The organism is Planosporangium mesophilum (genome assembly GCF_016863255.1).
Taxonomy (GTDB): domain Bacteria; phylum Actinomycetota; class Actinomycetes; order Mycobacteriales; family Micromonosporaceae; genus Planosporangium; species Planosporangium mesophilum.
Genome location: NZ_BOON01000034.1, coordinates 106,652 through 124,054, shown reverse-complemented (window position 1 = coordinate 124,054; position 17,403 = coordinate 106,652). Strand labels below are relative to the sequence as shown.

Genomic DNA, 17,403 nt, shown 5'->3' with positions numbered 1-17,403 from the left:
AATGCTGATGCCGCGTAAGCCCCCGAAGGGCTTCCGCAAGCCGCACCACCCGGACCGCAGTGGTGCGGCCAAGGGTGGCACCCGGGTGAGCTTCGGCGAGTTCGGCATCCAGGCCCTCGAGCCGGCGTACGTGACCAACCGGCAGATCGAGTCGGCCCGTATCGCCATGACCCGCCACATCAAGCGTGGTGGCAAGGTCTGGATCACCGTCTTCCCCGACCAGGCGATCACCAAGAAGCCGGCCGAGACCCGGATGGGTTCCGGTAAGGGTTCGCCCGAGTGGTGGGTGGCCAACGTGAAGCCGGGACGGATTCTCTTCGAGATGTCGTTCCCCAACGAGACGATTGCGCGAGAGGCGATGCGTCGCGCGATCCACAAGCTTCCGATGAAGTGCCGCATCGTCACACGTGAAGGGGCTGAGGGCTGATGGCAGCGGGCACCAAGGCTGCTGAGCTGCGTGAACTCTCCGACGAGGAGTTGGTCACGCGGCTGCGCGAGGCCAAGGCTGAGCTGTTCAACCTGCGGGTGCAGGCAGCGACCGGCCAGTTGGAGAACCACGGCCGACTGCAGGTCATCCGGCGTGAGATCGCCCGGGTGTACACGATCATGCGCGAGCGTGAGCTGGGGCTCTCGAGCGCGCCGGTTGAGGTGGCGTCATGAGTGAGAGCGTGAGCGAGCGGGGACGTCGCAAGGTCCGTGAGGGCCTGGTCGTCAGCGACAAGATGGACAAGACCGTGGTCGTCGAGGTCGAGGACCGGGTCAAGCACGCGCTGTACGGCAAGGTCCTGCGCCGTACCAGCAAGCTGCAGGCGCACGATGAGCAGAACTCGTGCGGCATCGGCGACCGGGTGCTGCTGATGGAGACCCGACCGCTGTCCGCCACGAAGCGCTGGCGGGTCGTGGAGATCCTCGAAAAGGCCAAGTAAGCGCCCAACGGCGTTGAGTTCCGCCAGGCTTCGGGGCAGGTACCCGAAGAACCGGCAGACATACAGGAGTTGACGTGATCCAGCAGGAGTCGCGACTGCGCGTCGCCGACAACACGGGTGCCCGGGAGATTCTCTGCATCCGCGTACTCGGCGGCTCGGGTCGGCGTTATGCGGGCATCGGCGACGTCATCGTCGCCACGGTCAAGGACGCTATCCCGGGCGCCGGCGTCAAGAAGGGCGACGTGGTGAAGGCCGTCGTGGTGCGCACCGCGAAGGAGAGGCGGCGGCCGGACGGGTCGTATATCCGCTTCGACGAGAACGCCGCCGTGATCATCAAGGACGGCGGTGACCCGCGTGGCACCCGCATCTTCGGCCCGGTCGGCCGTGAGCTGCGGGACAAGCGGTTCATGAAGATCATCTCTCTCGCCCCGGAGGTGTTGTAGACCGTGAAGGTAAAGAAGGGCGACACGGTTCTCGTCATCGCCGGCAAGGACAAGGGAGCCAAGGGGCGGGTCATCGCTGCCTACCCGAAGCTCGACAAGGTCCTGGTCGAGGGCGTGAACCGGGTCAAGAAGCACGAGCGCATCCGCACCACTCAGCGTGGCGCCAAGACCGGCGGCATCGTCACCCAGGAGGCGCCCATCCACGTCTCGAACGTGATGGTGCTCGACTCCGACGGCAAGCCGACGCGCGTCGGTTACCGCGAGGACGACACCGGCCAGAAGGTCCGCGTCGCGCGCAGCAACGGTAAGGACCTGTGATGACGACTGCGACTCCTGAAAAGACGATGCCGCGCCTGAAGGAGCGGTACCGCAACGAGATCGTCGGCCAGATGCGCGAGCAGTTCGGCTACGCCAACCCGATGCAGATCCCCGGTCTGGTCAAGATCGTGGTGAACATGGGTGTCGGCGAGGCCGCTCGCGACGCGAAGCTGATCGACGGTGCGGTCCGGGACCTGGCCACGATCACCGGTCAGAAGCCGCAGGTGCGCCGGGCCACCAAGTCCATCGCGCAGTTCAAGCTGCGGGAGGGCATGCCGATCGGCGCGAAGGTGACCCTGCGCGGCGACCGGATGTGGGAGTTCCTCGACCGGCTGCTGTCGATCGCGCTTCCGCGTATCCGTGACTTCCGCGGTCTGGACGGGCGCAAGCTCGACGGGCACGGAAACTACACGTTCGGGCTCACCGAGCAGTCGGTGTTCCACGAGATCGACCAGGACCGGATCGATCGGCCGCGGGGCATGGACATCACCATCGTGACCACCGCGACGAAGGACGACGAGGGCCGGGCGCTGCTGAAGCTGCTGGGCTTCCCGTTCAAGGAGAGCTGATCCATGGCCAAGAAGGCGCTGATCCTCAAGGCGGCGCGCAAGCCGAAGTTCTCGGTGCGTGCCTACACCCGCTGCCAGCGGTGTGGTCGGCCGAAGGCGGTCTACCGCAAGTTCGGCCTGTGCCGCGTGTGCATCCGAGAGATGGCGCACCGCGGCGAGCTGCCTGGCGTGTCCAAGGCTTCCTGGTAACTCAAACGACGACTGGTCCGGGTCGTGGCGTGGCGCCAGTCACGCCGAGCCAGACCGGTCGCAAGCTTCCCGCTTCGCCGTAGGCCCGCGCACAACTCGCACGGGAACCCCGGTGAGAAAGGCTGACGAATACCCATGACGATGACCGACCCGATCGCAGACATGCTGACGCGTCTGCGCAACGCCAACCAGGCGTACCACGACCGGGTGAACATGCCCTACTCGAAGATCAAGGCGAACGTCGCCGAGGTCCTCAAGGCCGAGGGCTATGTCGCCTCCTGGTCCGTGCAGGAGCCCGAGGAGGGCGCCGTCGGCAAGACCCTGGTCGTGGAGCTCAAGTACGGCCCCAACCGCGAGCGCAGCCTGGCCGGTATCCGGCGCGTCTCCAAGCCCGGCCTCCGGGTGTACGCGAAGGCGCCGGAGCTGCCGCGCGTACTCGGCGGTCTCGGTGTGGCCGTGATCTCGACGTCCCAGGGACTGCTCACTGACCGGCAGGCCCGCAAGCGAGGGGTGGGCGGGGAAGTCCTCGCCTACGTCTGGTGAGGAAGATCTGCAATGTCGCGAATCGGACGTAAGCCAATTACGGTGCCTGCCGGCGTCGATATCACCATCGAGGGTCAGACCGTCACGGTCAAGGGCCCCAAGGGGCAGCTCTCGCACACTCTCGCCGAGCCGATCACGGCCGAGCGGGGCGAGGACGGCCAGCTGTACGTGAACCGGCCCAACGACGAGCGTCGGGCCAAGGAGCTGCACGGCCTTTCCCGCACGCTGATCGCCAACATGGTCGTCGGTGTGACGGACGGTTACCGTAAGAGCTTGGAAATCGCCGGTACCGGGTACCGCGTGCAGGCCAAGGGTTCGGACCTCGAGTTCGCCCTCGGCTTCTCGCACCCGGTGACGGTGCCGGCTCCTTCCGGCATCACCTTCACCGTCGAGCGGCCGACGCTGTTCCACATCGCCGGCATCGACAAGCAGCAGGTGGGCGAGGTAGCCGCCAACATCCGCAAGATCCGGCCGCCGGAGCCCTACAAGGGCAAGGGCGTCAAGTACCAGGGCGAGGTCATCCGCCGCAAGGCTGGAAAGGCAGGTAAGAAGTGACCGCCACGCTGCTCAAGCGCCGTCGCGGCGTTGCCGCCAAGCGTGCCATTGGGCGGGCTCGCCGGCACTTCCGTATCCGCAAGCACCTCAGCGGAACGGCTGCGCGCCCGCGCCTGGTCGTCACCCGCTCGCTGCGGAACATCACCGCTCAGGTGGTGGACGACACCAAGGGCCACACGCTGGTCTCGGCCTCCTCGCTGGACGCCACCATCCGCGGTGCCGAGGGCGACAAGCGCGCCCAGGCCGCGAAGGTGGGCGCCCTGCTGGCCGAGCGGGCGAAGGCCGCGGGTGTCAGCAAGGTCGTCTTCGACCGTGGTGGCAACCAGTACGCGGGGCGGATCGCCGCGCTGGCTGACGCCGCCCGCGAAGCCGGACTCGAGTTCTAGGAAGGAACCCCTAATGCCAGGTCAACAGCGCAGGGGCGGCGGGTCCGGTAGCACCGAAGGTGGCGGCCGTCGCGATAACCGTCGTGAGGGCGGTGGCCGGGGCGGCGCTCCGGCCGAGAAGACTCCCCACCTCGAGCGGGTAGTCGCGATCAACCGGGTGGCCAAGGTCGTCAAGGGTGGTCGTCGGTTCAGCTTCACCGCGCTGGTCGTGGTGGGCGACGGCGACGGCACCGTTGGCGTCGGCTACGGCAAGGCCAAGGAGGTGCCCGCGGCGATCGCCAAGGGCGTCGAGGAGGCCAAGAAGCACTTCTTCAAGGTGCCGCGCATCGCCGCCTCGATCCCGCACCCGGTCCAGGGTGAGGACGCGGCCGGTGTCGTGCTGCTCAAGCCGGCCAGCGCCGGTACCGGCGTCATCGCCGGTGGCCCGGTGCGTGCCGTCCTGGAGTGCGCCGGTATCCACGACGTGCTGTCGAAGAGCCTCGGCTCGTCGAACGCGATCAACATCGTGCACGCCACGGTGGACGCGCTGCGGAGGCTGGAGTCGCCCGAGGCCGTCGCCGCGCGCCGTGGCCTGCCGGTCGAGGATGTGGCGCCGAGTGCCATGCTGGCCTCCCGCGCCGGGGCGGGGGCGTAAATGGCACGTCTGAAGGTGACCCAGGTACGTTCCGAGATCGGGTCGAAGCAGAACCAGCGGGACACGCTGCGCTCGCTCGGCCTGAAGCGGATCCGCGACGTGGTCGTCAAGGAGGACCGCCCCGAGATCAGGGGCATGATCCACACCGTGACGCACCTCGTCCGGGTCGAGGAGGTCGAGTAATCCGATGACGATCAAGGTTCATGACCTGCGACCGGCCCCCGGTGCCAAGACCAAGAAGATCCGCGTGGGTCGTGGTGAGGGCTCCAAGGGTAAGACCGCCGGTCGCGGTACCAAGGGTTCGAAGGCCCGGAAGAACATCTCGGCGGCGTTCGAGGGCGGCCAGATGCCGCTCCACATGCGCCTGCCGAAGCTGAAGGGCTTCAAGAACAAGTTCAGGGTCGAGTTCCAGGTGGTCAACCTGGACCGGCTGGCTGAGCTGTTCCCTCAGGGCGGCCAGGTCGGTCCGGCCGAGCTCGTCGAGGCCGGTGCGGTCCGCAAGGGCCAGCCGGTCAAGGTCCTCGGCACCGGTGACCTCGGCGGCGTCCGCCTGGAGATCACCGCGCACGGGTTCAGCGCCTCGGCCCGCGAGAAGATCGCGGCGGCCGGCGGCTCGGCCCGTGTGATCGGCGAGGAATCCTGACGGACGGCCCTCAGGCCATGTCGTACATCGACGAACAGGCACGATCTCCGATCACGAAGCCACGGCTGCGGGGTCGGAGATCGTTGCTTGGCGATGGGTATGGCCCGCGCGGGCGTGATGCCACGCGCGCGTGCTGTTAGAGTCCGTTCCGAAACACCCACTCGTACGCATCCGCCCCATCTCTCGCGGCAGGGCCGCGCGGGAACGTGACTCCGCCGACAGGCGGACACCTTGCGCAGGAGGAAGTCGTGTCATCCCCCTTCATCAGCGCGTTCAAGACGCCTGACCTGCGCAAGAAGTTGTTGTTCACGGTCGCGATGATCGCGATCTACCGGTTGGGCGCCACGATGCCCAGCCCGGGTGTCTCCTACAGCAACGTCCAGAAGTGCATCGAGCGGGTCCACAACAGCTCGTCCGCAGGCATCTTCACCCTGCTGGACCTCTTCTCCGGCGGCGCGCTGCTCCAACTTTCGGTGTTCGCCCTGGGCATCATGCCCTACATCACCGCGAGCATCATCCTGCAGCTGCTCACCGTGGTCATCCCGCGCCTGGAGCAGCTCCGCAAGGAGGGCCAGTCGGGCCAGGCGAAGATCACGCAGTACACCCGGTACCTGACCCTCGGCCTGGCGATCCTGCAGTCCTCGGCATTCGTGGCGCTGGCGCGGTCCGGACAGCTCTTCGGCAACCAGTGCCCCGAGTACCCGATCGTGCCGGAGACGAAGCTGCCGATGTGGCTGACCGTCCTCGCCCTCGTCATCACGATGACGGCCGGCACCGGTGTCATCATGTGGCTCGGTGAGATGGTCACCGACCGTGGTATCGGCAACGGCATGTCGGTGCTGATCTTCACGTCGATCGCGGCCCGGCTGCCCGCCGAGGGCCAGTCGATCTGGCAGACCAGCCCGTACAAGTTCATCGCCGTGCTGGCCATCGGCATCCTGGTGATCGGGTTCGTGGTCTTCCTCGAGCAGGCCCAGCGCCGGGTACCCGTGCAGTACGCGAAGCGCATGGTCGGCCGGCGGATGTACGGCGGGACCTCCACCTACATCCCGCTGAAGGTGAACCAGGCCGGCGTCATCCCGGTCATCTTCGCCTCGTCGCTGCTGTACCTGCCGCAGTTGGTGATCCAGCTGATGGGGCAGAAGGCCACCAACAACAGCGTGCTGGTGTGGATCGACCGGCACTTCGTGCAGCACCTCAACGACCCGTTCTACGTCGGTACGTACTTCCTACTGATCATCTTCTTCACGTACTTCTACGTGTCGATCACCTTCAACCCGACCGAGGTGGCCGACAACATGAAGAAGTACGGCGGGTTCGTACCGGGTATCCGTCCGGGCAAGCCGACCGCCGAGTACCTCGACTTCATCCTCAGCCGCATCACCCTGCCGGGCGCGATCTACCTGGGGATCATCGCGGTCCTGCCGAACCTGTTCATCAACTTCGTCGGCGGCAACAAGCAGAACTTCCCCTTCGGCGGCACCGCGGTGCTGATCATCGTCGGCGTCGGGCTGGAGACCGTCAAGCAGATCGAGAGCCAGCTGATGCAGCGCAACTACGAAGGATTCCTCCGGTGAACAGGATGGCCACGGAGGCAGGCGCGTGAGGCTGGTGCTGGTCGGTCCCCCCGGGGCGGGTAAGGGGACCCAGGCCGAGTTCATCGCCGCGCACCTCGCCGTGCCGAAGATCTCCACCGGTGACATCTTCCGGGCCAACGTCTCGCAGGGCACGCCGCTGGGCGTCGAGGCCAAGCGGTACATGGACGCCGGCCAGCTGGTGCCGGACGAGGTGACCATCAACATGGTCCGCGACCGCCTGGCCGAGCCGGACGCCGCCGACGGCTTCCTGCTCGACGGCTTCCCGCGTACCGTGCCGCAGGCGGCCGCGCTCGACAAGCTGCTGGTCGACATGGGCAGTTCGCTGGACCTGGTGCTCGAACTCGTCGTCGACGACGACGAGGTGATCCGCCGGCTCTCCGGTCGGCGTACCTGCCGCGGCTGCGGCAAGATCTGGCACATCGAGTTCGACGCCACCTCCCGCGAGGGCGTCTGCGACCGCTGCGGCTCCGAGCTGTTCCAGCGTGACGACGACAAGGCGGAGACGATCGCCAACCGCCTGGTGGAGTACGCCGACAAGACCGCGCCCCTGGTCGACTACTACGGCGCACAGGGCAAGCTGGTCGGCATCGACGCCACCGGGCCGGTCGAGGACGTGACCGTACGGGCGATCGACGCGCTGCGCTCGTACGGTGGGTAGTTATGAGCAAGCGAATCGGCTGGCTCAGCGTGATTGAGCCTCATGGCGGGGCCGAGCGGAGCGAGGCAGCGTCATGAGCGAACGGCACTGGGACATCGAGTACAAGACGCCGGAGCAGATCGCCAAGATGCGCGTGGCGGGTCTGCTCGTGGCCGCCACCCTCGAGAAGGTCCGCGAGGCCGTCGCTCCGGGGGTGTCCACGGCTGATCTCGACGCGCTCGCCGAGGAGACGATCCGGGCGGGCGGCGGGATTCCGTCGTTCCTCGGTTACCACGGTTACCCGGCTTCGCTCTGCACCTCGGTCAACGACGAGGTCGTGCACGCGATCCCCAACCCCAAGGCCGTGCTGCGGGAGGGTGACGTCATCTCGATCGACTGTGGTGCGATCGTCGACGGCTGGCACGGCGACTCGGCGATCACCGTGGGCGTGGGCGAGGCTCCCCGCGACGTGCTCCGGATGGCCCAGGTGGCCGACGACGCCATGTGGGCCGGCATCGCGGCTGCCGCGCGCGGCCTCCGCTCCGGCCGGGGCCGGCTGACCGACATCTCCCACGCGATCCAGTCCAGCGTCCGCAAGGCGGGCCGCTACGGCATCGTCGAGGGCTACGGCGGGCACGGCATCGGTACCGAGATGCACCAGGACCCGTTCGTGCTCAACTACGGCCGTCCGGGGAAGGGGCCACTGCTGCGGCCCGGGCTGTGCGTCGCGATCGAGCCGATGCTGACCCGCGGCAAGCCGCGGACCGTGGAGCTCGAGGACGGGTGGACCGTCGTCACCGCCGACGGCTCGCCCGCCGTGCACGTGGAGCACTCGATCGCCCTCTGCGACGACGGGGTCTGGGTGCTCACCGCGTCCGACGGCGGCCGGGAGCGGCTGGGGGACCTGGTCGCGAGCGCGGCCCGGACGGAGTCACCCGCCCAGGCGTGACGCCGGCACGGTTGGCGTGACATGCTCGCGGGCAAGATTTCACTGCGGGGAGGCGGGTCGTGGTGGAGCGCCGGGAAGACCTTCGCGCGGCCGACGTTGACCGCCAGTTCGTCGCTGACCGCTTGAGGGCCGCGCTGGACGAGGGGCGGCTGTCGCTGCACGAGTACGACGACCGGCTGCGGGACACGTATGCGGCGCGTACCTATGGCGACCTGGACGGGCTGCTGGCCGACCTGCCCGGTGAGGGGCACGCCCAGCTCGTACCGAGGCCGCCGTCGAGCGCCGCCAGCCCGCAGCCGGCCGCGGCGCCCCAGCCCCTGCGGCGCCGCGGCTCCCCCCGGTGGATCCTCGCCGCCTGGAGCGGCTGGCTGACCGTGGCGATCATCGTCAACGCCATCTGGCTGGCCAGCGTGCTGAGCGGTGCTGACGTGAAGTACTGGCCGATCTGGGTCATGGGCCCGTGGGGAGCGGTGCTCCTGGCGAGCACGGTCAACGGTCTGATCTGGGGTAGCGGCGGAAGCGACCGGGACCGCAAGGAGGCCAAGCGCCGCGAGCGGCGCGCGCGACGCCAGGAGCGCCGCGGCTACTGAGCCCGGCGGGGGGCTCCGGCGGGGCTGTCGACCGCCGCGGCGACCCGTTCGACGACGGGGGCGGGGCCTGTGACACGCCCGACCGCGGGTGCGCGCGACCCGGTTTGCTGCCAGCACCTTCGGCGCGTAGACTGGCCAATCGGCGCACAGCGTCCCTTCTGGCATGCCCGACCCGCGCTTCGGTCGGCGGCCGGAATCCGCGGCTGGCACCGGTGGTCACAACTACCGGTGAAGGACGATGTGAGTCAGCCAACCAGTCCCGACGTCAGGTAGCGGAGGACATGCCGAAGAAGGACGGGGCCATCGAGATCGAGGGCCGAGTGATCGAGCCACTCCCGAACGCGATGTTCCGGGTGGAGCTCGCTAACGGGCACAAGGTCTTGGCCCACATCAGCGGCAAGATGCGTCAGCACTACATTCGCATCCTGCCCGAGGACCGGGTCGTCGTAGAACTCTCGCCGTACGACCTGACCCGCGGGCGCATCGTCTATCGCTACAAGTGAGTGACGGTCGGGCCGACCGTTGTTCATGGCCGTTGTGCGGTCCGGTGACGACGTGCGGAGACAGAGCTCGAATAATGGTCGGTTTCCCATTCGGGGCCGGGCGCCTGGACGCGTCCGGGCGCGACGGGGACGGGAAGTAAGGCACACACCGTGAAGGTCAAGCCGAGCGTCAAGAAGATCTGCAACAAGTGCCGCGTCATCCGTCGGCACGGCCGGGTCATGGTCATTTGCGCCGACCCGCGCCACAAGCAGCGCCAGGGCTGACGCCCCGGCGATAGCCAGCTGAATACAGGCTCGTCCCAGCCGCGAGCATCTTGTCGCCGACGATGGTCGGCGTTTCGTGGCTGACCCCCGGTCGGAGGCCGGGGCCCGATCGGGCAACGACTGTCCCCGGGTCGCGCGTGAGATACGCCGAACCGGACCGGTCGGATCGGGGTGGGGCGGGCGCAGACCTCCGACGTAACAATGAGGAGCACGCCCGCACATGGCACGTCTAGCCGGCGTTGACCTTCCCCGCGAAAAGCGGATGGAGATCGCGCTTACGTACATCTTCGGCATTGGCCGCACCCGCGCCGTCGAGGCGCTTTCCGCGACCGGTGTCAGCCTCGACAAGCGCGCGAAGGACCTGACCGACGAAGAGGTCGTCGCGCTGCGTGACTACATCGAGGCCAACTACCGAGTCGAAGGTGACCTGCGCCGCGAGGTCGCCGCGGACATCCGGCGCAAGGTTGAGATCGGCTGCTACGCCGGTATCCGGCACCGCCGTGGCCTGCCGGTGCGCGGACAGCGCACCCGCACCAACGCGCGTACCCGCAAGGGCCCCAAGCGCACGGTCGCCGGTAAGAAGAAGCCGGGCAAGAAGTAACAGGACTTAGGAGCGCATAAACACATGCCACCCAAGGCACGCGCCGGCTCGGCCGCAGTCAAGAAGGTCCGGCGCAAGGAACGCAAGAACGTTGCGCACGGCCAGGCGCACATCAAGAGCACGTTCAACAACACGATCGTCTCCATCACCGACCCCACCGGTGCGGTGATCTCCTGGGCCTCCTCCGGCCAGGTGGGCTTCAAGGGCTCGCGCAAGTCGACCCCGTTCGCCGCGCAGCTGGCCGCTGAGGCCGCCGCGCGCCGGGCGATGGAGCACGGGATGCGCAAGGTCGACGTCTTCGTGAAGGGCCCGGGCTCGGGTCGCGAGACCGCCATCCGTTCGCTGCAGGCCGTCGGCCTCGAGGTCGGTCAGATCTCGGACGTCACGCCGCAGCCGCACAACGGTTGCCGTCCGCCGAAGCGTCGCCGGGTCTGAGGGTCTGAGGAGATAGATAGATGGCACGTTACACAGGAGCCGATTGCCGTCGGTGCCGCCGCGAGAAGATGAAGCTGTTCCTCAAGGGCAGCAAGTGCGAGGGGCCGAAGTGCCCGTTCGAGTCGCGCCCCTTCCCGCCCGGCCAGCACGGCCGTGGCCGGCCGAAGGAGACCGAGTACCTGCTGCAGCTTCGTGAGAAGCAGAAGGCCCGCCGCATCTACGGCGTGCTGGAGAAGCAGTTCCGCGGCTACTACGAGGAAGCCGTGCGCAGGCCGGGCAAGACCGGTGAGGCGCTGCTGCAGATCCTCGAGTCGCGGCTGGACAACGTGGTCTACCGGTCCGGGTACGCCCACTCCCGGGACATGGCCCGTCAGCTGGTCACGCACGGTCACATCCTCGTGAACGGCAAGAAGGTCAACATCCCGTCCTACCGGGTCCGCGAGCACGACATCGTCTCGGTGCGCGAGAAGTCGCGTGAGATGACGCCGTTCGTCGTCGCGGCCGCCCAGGCCGGCAGCCGGCCCGTTCCGGCGTGGCTGGAGGCGATCCCGAGCGAGATGAAGATCCTGGTCCACTCGCTGCCGGCGCGTCAGGTCATCGACACGCAGGTCCAGGAACAGCTGATCGTCGAGCTTTACTCGAAGTAAGTGGTTGTGGGGGGCAGCCGCCCCCCACAAAGCGTTGGCGTCATATGGCGGGCGCCCGACGTAGGAGGAAAAGCAAGTGCTCATCTCTCAGCGGCCGAGCCTCTCGGAAGAGCAGCTCAGCGAAACCCGTTCGCGGTTCACCATCGAACCGCTCGAGCCCGGCTTCGGGTACACCCTCGGCAACTCGCTGCGGCGTACCCTGCTGTCGTCCATCCCGGGCGCGGCTGTCACGTCGATCAAGATCGACGGCGTTCTGCACGAGTTCACCACGATCCCCGGTGTCAAGGAGGACGTGGTCGAGCTGGTCATGAACGTCAAGGAGCTGGTCGTCAGCTCCGAGCACGACGAGCCGGTCTCGATGTACCTGCGCAAGCAGGGCCCCGGCGATGTCACCGCGGGCGACATCCAGCCCCCGGCCGGCGTCTCGGTGCACAACCCAGACCTGAAGCTGGCGACGTTGAACGCCAAGGGTCGCCTGGACATGGAGCTGACCGTCGAGCGTGGCCGCGGCTACGTCACGGCGGCGCAGAACAAGCAGGCCGGACAGGAGATCGGTCGGATTCCGATCGACTCGATCTACTCGCCGGTGCTGAAGGTGACCTACCGGGTCGAGGCGACCCGTGTCGAGCAGCGGACCGACTTCGACCGTCTGATCATCGACGTCGAGTCGAAGCCGGCGATCACCCCGCGTACCGCGCTGGCCTCGGCCGGCTCGACGCTGGTTGAGCTGTTCGGCCTGTGCCGTGAGCTGGACGAGACCGCTGAGGGTATCGACATCGGTCCGTCGCCGCAGGACGCCCAGCTGGCCGCCGACCTTGCCCTGCCGATCGAGGAGCTGGACCTCACGGTCCGGTCGTACAACTGCCTCAAGCGGGAAGGCATCAACACGGTCGGTGAGCTGATCGGGCGCACCGAGGCCGACCTGCTCGATATAAGGAATTTCGGGCAGAAGTCGATCGACGAGGTCAAGATGAAGCTCGCCGGTATGGGCCTGGGGCTGAAGGACTCGGCCCCGACGTTCGACCCGGCGCATGTCGTGGACTCCTTCGCTGAGGTGGACTACGACGCAGACGACTACCGCGAGACCGAGCAGCTGTAACGCGCTGCCCGCAGCGGCCGGCCGGCCGCGCTGTACTACAGTGCCGGCCAGCCGGCCGCGGCGGCACTATCGCGGCCGGGCGGCCGCGCCGGATTGTTACTGAGGAGCCCGAAAGATGCCCACGCCCACGAAGGGTGCCCGCCTCGGCGGCAGCCCCGCGCACGAGCGGTTGATGCTGGCGAACCTCGCCACGTCGCTGTTCAAGCACGGCCGTATCCAGACCACCGAGACCAAGGCCAAGCGGCTGCGCCCGCTGGCCGAGCAGCTGATCACCCGCGCCAAGCGCGGTGACCTGCACTCGCGCCGCCAGGTGCTCACCGTGGTGCAGGACAAGGACGTGGTCTACACGCTGTTCGACGAGATCGCGCCGCGGTTCGCCAACCGTCCGGGTGGTTACACCCGCATCGTCAAGACCGGCCCGCGCAAGGGTGACAACGCGCCGATGGCGATCATCGAGCTGGTCGAGGAGCTGGTCGTCGCCGAGCCGGCCAAGCCGTCCAAGGCCGCCGCCCGCAAGGCCGCCAAGACCGAGGCCGTCGCGGCGCTCGCCGGTGGCGACGAGGACGAGACCCCGTCGTCGGCTCCGGAGGCGACCGAGGCCCCGGCCGCGAAGCCGGCGGACGAGGCTGACAAGTCCTGAGGTAGTGCCGACAGCAGGCCCGGGCCCCGACAGCGGGGGACCGGGCCTGCTGCCTTCCTGGTGAGGGGGACCGTGACCGATACTGTGCGGCTGCGCCTCGCCGTGGCCTACGACGGTAGCGACTTCTCCGGCTGGGCCGTCCAGCCCGGCCGGCGGACCGTCGCCGGTGTACTGAGCGAGGCGCTCGACCGGCTCTTCGGGGCCGCCACCGGGCTGACCGTCGCCGGGCGTACGGACGCCGGGGTGCACGCCACCGGCCAGGTCTGCCACGTCGACGTGCCCGCCAGCGACTGGGAGAAGCTGTCCGGCACGCTGCTTCGGCGTCTGGCCGGCCTGCTGCCGCCGGACGTACGGGTACCGGCCGTGAGCGCCGTCCCGGACACCTTCGACGCGCGCTTCTCGGCGCTGTCGCGGCGGTACGCGTACCGGGTCACCGACGCCCCCTACGGCGCGGATCCGCTACGCCGTCACGACACCCTCGCCTGGCCGCGCCCGCTCGACCTGGAGGCTCTGAACGCGGCCGCCGCGGGGCTGCGCGGGGAGCACGACTTCGCCGCGTTCTGCCGGCGCAAGGAGAACGCCACCACGGTACGGGCGATCGACCGCCTGGACTGGCGGCGCGACCCGGACGGCGTCCTCGTCGCGACCGTGCAGGCGGACGCGTTCTGCCAGGCGATGGTCCGCAGCCTGGTCGGGGCGATGCTCGCGAGCGGGGAGGGGCGGCGCGACGCCGGGTGGCCGGCGAGCCTGCTCAGCAGGAGGGAACGGGCCAGCGAGGTCACGGTGGCGCCGCCGCACGGGCTGACGTTGGTGGCCGTGGCGTACCCGCAGGATCCGCATGCGTACGCCGAGCGGGCGCTGCTGACGCGCCGCCGCCGCGACGTGCCGACCCCGCTGGTGGACCCGGGTGAGGTCCCTGCCGACGAGTGACGGCCTACTTCGGTACGGCCGGCGTCGCGGCACGGGCGGCGATGACGCTGTCGCGCAGGTGCCCCTCGACGATGTCGGAGATGACCTCCTTCGAGGCGGCGTCGTCGGCCGCGATGGGCTTGCCGTCCGCGCGCGCCACGATGGCGTACGCGAGGAAGTGCCCAAGCGGATGCCAGCCGAGGGTGGTCGGGGCGCGCACGATCGCCTCGGTGCCGTCGCCCGCCGGGAGGCCGGTGAACCGGCCCTTCTGCGCGTCCAGCGCCGGCTTGATCGACTCGTACGCCTTGTTGGCGCTCGCCTCGTCCTTGAGGTTGAAGATGCCCGCAGTGACGAGGAACTGACCGTCCGGTGACTTGAGGGTGCCGCGTACGACCTGGGTGCAGTCCAGTTCGCCCAGCAGCTTGGCGATGTCGTCCGTCGCGGCGCTCTGGCAGTCGGACGACTGCGTCTTCAGTACCTGGTAGTTCGCGGCGTCCACGCTGATCTGCTTGCCGGGGAAGAGTTCCTGCTCGGTCAGGGCCGCCTGGTCGACGTCGCGGCTGGAGATGTCGCGCGTCTTGCCCGCGCCGGCCCCGCTGGTCGGCTGCTTGGCCGCGGTGCTCGACGAGCCGCTGTTGATCAAGAAATAGCCGCCGGTGGCGATCAGCCCGAGAACGATCACCCCGACGACGATCAGCGCCGTCGTCACCCAGGTGGTGGGGAGTGGGCTCGGGCGCTTCTCCTCGACCCGCCGATCCTCGCGACTCCGCCGGCGGATGCTGCCACTGTCTTCGGGGCGTCGCCGGATCCTGCCGCTGTCCTCGGTGGCTCGGCGGCTGTCGCGCCCCGGAAGCTCCGGTGGGCTCCAGAGGTCGTCGAGCTCCGATGCGGGCCGCTGGGCATCGCGAGGATCCATGCCGGGCGGGGCCGCGGCGGGCATCCGGGCAGCGGTCGGTACCCGTGCGCTTCCGGCCGGTACGACCCGCGCGTTCGCCGACGGGCGGCCGAGCGCCGTCTCCGTCGGATCCACACTGACGGAACGCGGTTGCCAGGCGCGCGTGGCCGGCTGCGGTCCGGGCGACCCCGGAGCGGCCGGCACCGGTGGTGGGGTGACCGGACGGACCGGAGGCGGCGCCGGAGGGGCCGGTGTGCCCGGTACCGACACTGAGGCGCGCGCCGAGAAATCGGCCGGCCGGTGCCCGCCGCTCGGCTGCTCGTCGGGCTCCGGCGCCCGCCGCCGTCCCCGGACGGCCCGGTCGCCGGTCTGGTACGCCGCTGACCGGTCGCCGCCGTACCCGTCGGGGCGTCCCCGGCCGAGCTGCTCCTGTGCCGGTGGCGCCACCTCGGGCGGGTTGCTGTGGCGTCCGCGCTCCACGGCCGGATCGGCGGGTCGCTCATGCCGCCCGCCACCCCGCGCCGGGCGTACCGGGTCGACGCCGGCCGGGCCGGCGTCGCCGGCCGGTCCCCGTGCGCGGGTGTGACGGCCGGAGTCCACCGCCCAGGTGGGCTGGTCGGACGCCGGGCCGTGGCTGGAGGGTGGGGCGCCGTAGAGCGCCGGCCCGGAGCCCCAGTCGTTCGGCTCCGGTGCGGCGCGGCGTCCGGTCGGTGGCTCTGCTGCCGCGCGCCGGCCCGTCGGCGGCTCCGGTGCGGCCCGATGGCCGCTCGGCGCTTCGGGGGCGGTCCGGCGATCAACCGGCGGTTCGGGAGCCGCCCGCCGGCCGTACGGCGGTGACTCGTGCGAACCCGACACGGGACCGTCGTCGGGACGCCGGCTGTACTCGGTCGGGCGCGCCCGACCGGAGGGCGGCTGTGGCGCCTGCTCGGGGCCGGCGAAGCCGCGGGACGGCGGCTCGGGCGCCGCGCGGAAGCGGCCGGCGCCCGGTTCGTCGCGGGAACCCCCGCGGCCGGGAAGCCCGAAGCGGCGCCCCCGCTGCTCCTCGGGGGCCGGGCGTTCGACGGGGACGCTGCCGGTGGGGCGTTCGACGGGGACGCTGCCGGTGGGGCGTTCGACGGGGACGCTGCCGGTGGGGCGTTCGGGGCGGCCCCGGCCGGCCGGGTTGACCGGCGTGACCGGCGGCCAGCTCGGCGGACCGGCGGTGGCCGGATCGCCCCGCCGGCTCCGGCGCAGCGGGTCCAGGGGCGGCTCGGCCCGCGGCGGTGCGGCCGATGCGGGGTCGTCGCGCTCCGGTACGGGCTCGACAGGTCGCTCCGCGTCGGCCGACCGGCGCCAGCTGCGCCGTGGCGCCGGCTCCCCGGCCGGCACGATCGGCTCAGAGCGTCCGCGCCGCGGCGCCTCCTCGAACGGTGGGCGGTCGTCCTGCGGGGAGCCGAACACGGGCGGAGCGCCGGGGACGCTGCCGGAGCTGTCGACGTCACGTTCCGAGGGGACCGGCCGGAAGGCGGAGAGCAGATTCTCGGCGTCGTCCTCCTCCGCGGCGCGGCGGGCCTCCGCGGCACGACGGGAGGAGTCCGACGACCAGCGCCTTCGTCGCGGCTCACTCCCGTTCGTCATGTCGCACAGGTTAGCCGACGCTCCGAGACGCCGGGATGGTCACGTTGGCGGCCTCCGGAGCAGTTCGCGTACCCCACCGGCGCGACATGCGCATCCACGTTCGCCACCGTGGCGGCGCCGGGGCGGTACGCCGTCGCGAGCGCGCAGGACGCCTGGGGGGAGAATGCGGTACGTGAGCGGAGAGCACTATTTCACGGCCGAACCGGCGGCGCCGCAGCGACAGCGGCACATCGAGTTCGACGTGGACAACCGGACGTACCGGCTCGCCTCCTCGGCGGGCGTCTTCTCGGCCGGCCGGCTCGACCCGGGTACCTCCGTCCTGCTGCACAAGGCGCCACTGCCGGCCCGGGACACCGGGGGTGCGCTGCTGGACCTCGGCTGCGGGTACGGGCCGATCGCCGCGGTACTGGCGACGTCGGCGCCCGGGGCCACGGTGTACGCCGTCGACGTGAACACCCGCGCCCTCGACCTCGTACGGGAGAACGCGCAGGACCTGGGCCTGGACATCGTCGCGGCGACGCCGGACGAGATCCCCGACGACCTGCGTTTCACCGAGATCTGGTCGAACCCGCCGATCCGGGTGGGCAAGGCGGAACTGCACGACCTGCTGGACCGGTGGCTGCCCCGGCTCGCCGACGACGGCGTCGCCTGGCTTGTCGTCGGCCGCCACCTGGGGGCCGACTCGCTGCAGCGGTGGCTGACCGAGCGCGGGTGGAACGTCGAGCGCCACGCCAGCCAGAAGGGTTTCCGGGTGCTGCGGGTGACCGGAGGTGTCCGAAACTCGGACGACAACGAGGGCTGAAGGCCGCAGAA

General features: G+C 69.7%; 27 protein-coding genes. 26 read left to right on the top strand and 1 reads right to left on the bottom strand.

Translation table 11 applies throughout. From position 1 onward, the window contains the following. Position 1: 1 nt before the first annotated feature. From rplP to truA, 25 genes are all read left to right on the top strand, one after another. Positions 2 to 427, top strand: coding sequence for a 50S ribosomal protein L16 (gene rplP, locus Pme01_RS19055; RefSeq protein WP_168116191.1), 426 nt, complete (start codon positions 2 to 4; stop codon positions 425 to 427). Then, positions 427 to 660 (top strand): 50S ribosomal protein L29, encoded by a 234-nt coding sequence (rpmC, locus tag Pme01_RS19050; protein WP_168116192.1) that lies wholly within the window; start codon positions 427 to 429, stop codon positions 658 to 660. The genes rplP and rpmC overlap by 1 nt, the downstream gene beginning before the upstream one ends. Beyond that, positions 657 to 926, top strand: a complete 270-nt coding sequence (rpsQ, locus tag Pme01_RS19045; RefSeq protein WP_168116193.1) for a 30S ribosomal protein S17 — start codon at positions 657 to 659, stop codon at positions 924 to 926. The genes rpmC and rpsQ overlap by 4 nt, the downstream gene beginning before the upstream one ends. Before the next feature lie 74 nt (positions 927 to 1,000). Next, positions 1,001 to 1,369: a 50S ribosomal protein L14 gene (gene rplN, locus Pme01_RS19040; RefSeq protein WP_168116194.1), complete on the top strand. Its 369-nt coding sequence runs from the start codon at positions 1,001 to 1,003 to the stop codon at positions 1,367 to 1,369. A gap of 3 nt (positions 1,370 to 1,372) precedes the next feature. Next, positions 1,373 to 1,687 carry a 50S ribosomal protein L24 gene (gene rplX, locus Pme01_RS19035; protein ID WP_168116195.1) on the top strand — a complete coding sequence of 105 codons (315 nt, stop codon included), beginning with the start codon at positions 1,373 to 1,375 and terminating at the stop codon, positions 1,685 to 1,687. After that, positions 1,687 to 2,256 (top strand): 50S ribosomal protein L5, encoded by a 570-nt coding sequence (gene rplE, locus Pme01_RS19030; RefSeq protein WP_168116196.1) that lies wholly within the window; start codon positions 1,687 to 1,689, stop codon positions 2,254 to 2,256. The genes rplX and rplE overlap by 1 nt, the downstream gene beginning before the upstream one ends. Before the next feature lie 3 nt (positions 2,257 to 2,259). Continuing rightward, positions 2,260 to 2,445: a type Z 30S ribosomal protein S14 gene (locus Pme01_RS19025; RefSeq protein WP_167925044.1), complete on the top strand. Its 186-nt coding sequence runs from the start codon at positions 2,260 to 2,262 to the stop codon at positions 2,443 to 2,445. Positions 2,446 to 2,580: 135 nt separating this feature from the next. Then, positions 2,581 to 2,988 carry a 30S ribosomal protein S8 gene (gene rpsH / locus Pme01_RS19020; RefSeq protein WP_168116197.1) on the top strand — a complete coding sequence of 136 codons (408 nt, stop codon included), beginning with the start codon at positions 2,581 to 2,583 and terminating at the stop codon, positions 2,986 to 2,988. Between the two features lie 12 nt (positions 2,989 to 3,000). Continuing rightward, on the top strand, positions 3,001 to 3,543 hold the full coding sequence (gene rplF, locus Pme01_RS19015; RefSeq protein WP_168116198.1) for a 50S ribosomal protein L6: 543 nt from the start codon (positions 3,001 to 3,003) through the stop codon (positions 3,541 to 3,543). After that, a complete protein-coding gene (rplR, locus tag Pme01_RS19010; protein WP_168116199.1) occupies positions 3,540 to 3,929 on the top strand; it encodes a 50S ribosomal protein L18 in 390 nt (129 codons plus the stop codon). The genes rplF and rplR overlap by 4 nt, the downstream gene beginning before the upstream one ends. 13 nt (positions 3,930 to 3,942) lie before the next feature. Further along, on the top strand, positions 3,943 to 4,563 hold the full coding sequence (rpsE, locus tag Pme01_RS19005; RefSeq protein WP_168116200.1) for a 30S ribosomal protein S5: 621 nt from the start codon (positions 3,943 to 3,945) through the stop codon (positions 4,561 to 4,563). Next, the gene (rpmD, locus tag Pme01_RS19000; RefSeq protein ID WP_168116201.1) at positions 4,564 to 4,746 is read left to right on the top strand and encodes a 50S ribosomal protein L30; all 183 of its coding nucleotides are present in this window, start codon (positions 4,564 to 4,566) and stop codon (positions 4,744 to 4,746) included. It abuts the gene before it with no gap. 4 nt (positions 4,747 to 4,750) lie between these two features. Beyond that, positions 4,751 to 5,206, top strand: coding sequence for a 50S ribosomal protein L15 (gene rplO, locus Pme01_RS18995; RefSeq protein ID WP_168116202.1), 456 nt, complete (start codon positions 4,751 to 4,753; stop codon positions 5,204 to 5,206). A gap of 248 nt (positions 5,207 to 5,454) precedes the next feature. Further along, positions 5,455 to 6,783: a preprotein translocase subunit SecY gene (gene secY / locus Pme01_RS18990; protein ID WP_168116203.1), complete on the top strand. Its 1,329-nt coding sequence runs from the start codon at positions 5,455 to 5,457 to the stop codon at positions 6,781 to 6,783. Positions 6,784 to 6,808: 25 nt separating this feature from the next. Then, on the top strand, positions 6,809 to 7,462 hold the full coding sequence (locus tag Pme01_RS18985) for an adenylate kinase (protein ID WP_168116204.1): 654 nt from the start codon (positions 6,809 to 6,811) through the stop codon (positions 7,460 to 7,462). Positions 7,463 to 7,535: 73 nt separating this feature from the next. Continuing rightward, positions 7,536 to 8,390, top strand: a complete 855-nt coding sequence (gene map, locus Pme01_RS18980; protein ID WP_168116205.1) for a type I methionyl aminopeptidase — start codon at positions 7,536 to 7,538, stop codon at positions 8,388 to 8,390. Positions 8,391 to 8,449: 59 nt separating this feature from the next. Continuing rightward, the gene (locus tag Pme01_RS18975; protein WP_239088321.1) at positions 8,450 to 8,980 is read left to right on the top strand and encodes a DUF1707 SHOCT-like domain-containing protein; all 531 of its coding nucleotides are present in this window, start codon (positions 8,450 to 8,452) and stop codon (positions 8,978 to 8,980) included. A gap of 281 nt (positions 8,981 to 9,261) precedes the next feature. Then, positions 9,262 to 9,483, top strand: a complete 222-nt coding sequence (infA, locus tag Pme01_RS18970) for a translation initiation factor IF-1 (RefSeq protein WP_007073013.1) — start codon at positions 9,262 to 9,264, stop codon at positions 9,481 to 9,483. A gap of 150 nt (positions 9,484 to 9,633) precedes the next feature. Continuing rightward, on the top strand, positions 9,634 to 9,747 hold the full coding sequence (gene rpmJ / locus Pme01_RS18965) for a 50S ribosomal protein L36 (protein ID WP_167925053.1): 114 nt from the start codon (positions 9,634 to 9,636) through the stop codon (positions 9,745 to 9,747). A 220-nt stretch (positions 9,748 to 9,967) separates the two neighbouring features. Next, the gene (gene rpsM / locus Pme01_RS18960; RefSeq protein WP_168116206.1) at positions 9,968 to 10,348 is read left to right on the top strand and encodes a 30S ribosomal protein S13; all 381 of its coding nucleotides are present in this window, start codon (positions 9,968 to 9,970) and stop codon (positions 10,346 to 10,348) included. Between the two features lie 24 nt (positions 10,349 to 10,372). Continuing rightward, positions 10,373 to 10,783 carry a 30S ribosomal protein S11 gene (gene rpsK / locus Pme01_RS18955; protein ID WP_168075507.1) on the top strand — a complete coding sequence of 137 codons (411 nt, stop codon included), beginning with the start codon at positions 10,373 to 10,375 and terminating at the stop codon, positions 10,781 to 10,783. Positions 10,784 to 10,803: 20 nt separating this feature from the next. After that, the gene (gene rpsD, locus Pme01_RS18950) at positions 10,804 to 11,430 is read left to right on the top strand and encodes a 30S ribosomal protein S4 (protein ID WP_168116207.1); all 627 of its coding nucleotides are present in this window, start codon (positions 10,804 to 10,806) and stop codon (positions 11,428 to 11,430) included. A gap of 76 nt (positions 11,431 to 11,506) precedes the next feature. After that, positions 11,507 to 12,529, top strand: a complete 1,023-nt coding sequence (locus Pme01_RS18945) for a DNA-directed RNA polymerase subunit alpha (RefSeq protein ID WP_168116208.1) — start codon at positions 11,507 to 11,509, stop codon at positions 12,527 to 12,529. 115 nt (positions 12,530 to 12,644) lie between these two features. Then, positions 12,645 to 13,169 (top strand): 50S ribosomal protein L17, encoded by a 525-nt coding sequence (rplQ, locus tag Pme01_RS18940; protein WP_168116209.1) that lies wholly within the window; start codon positions 12,645 to 12,647, stop codon positions 13,167 to 13,169. A gap of 72 nt (positions 13,170 to 13,241) precedes the next feature. Beyond that, positions 13,242 to 14,099 carry a tRNA pseudouridine(38-40) synthase TruA gene (truA, locus tag Pme01_RS18935; protein ID WP_168116210.1) on the top strand — a complete coding sequence of 286 codons (858 nt, stop codon included), beginning with the start codon at positions 13,242 to 13,244 and terminating at the stop codon, positions 14,097 to 14,099. A gap of 4 nt (positions 14,100 to 14,103) precedes the next feature. Here truA and Pme01_RS18930 read toward each other — a convergent pair whose 3' ends face one another. Continuing rightward, positions 14,104 to 16,590, bottom strand: a complete 2,487-nt coding sequence (locus Pme01_RS18930; protein ID WP_168116211.1) for a hypothetical protein — start codon at positions 16,588 to 16,590, stop codon at positions 14,104 to 14,106. 172 nt (positions 16,591 to 16,762) lie between these two features. On the opposite strand from Pme01_RS18930, the gene Pme01_RS18925 reads away from it, so the two are divergent. Continuing rightward, positions 16,763 to 17,392, top strand: coding sequence for a class I SAM-dependent methyltransferase (locus tag Pme01_RS18925; protein WP_168116212.1), 630 nt, complete (start codon positions 16,763 to 16,765; stop codon positions 17,390 to 17,392). Positions 17,393 to 17,403 lie beyond the last annotated feature (11 nt).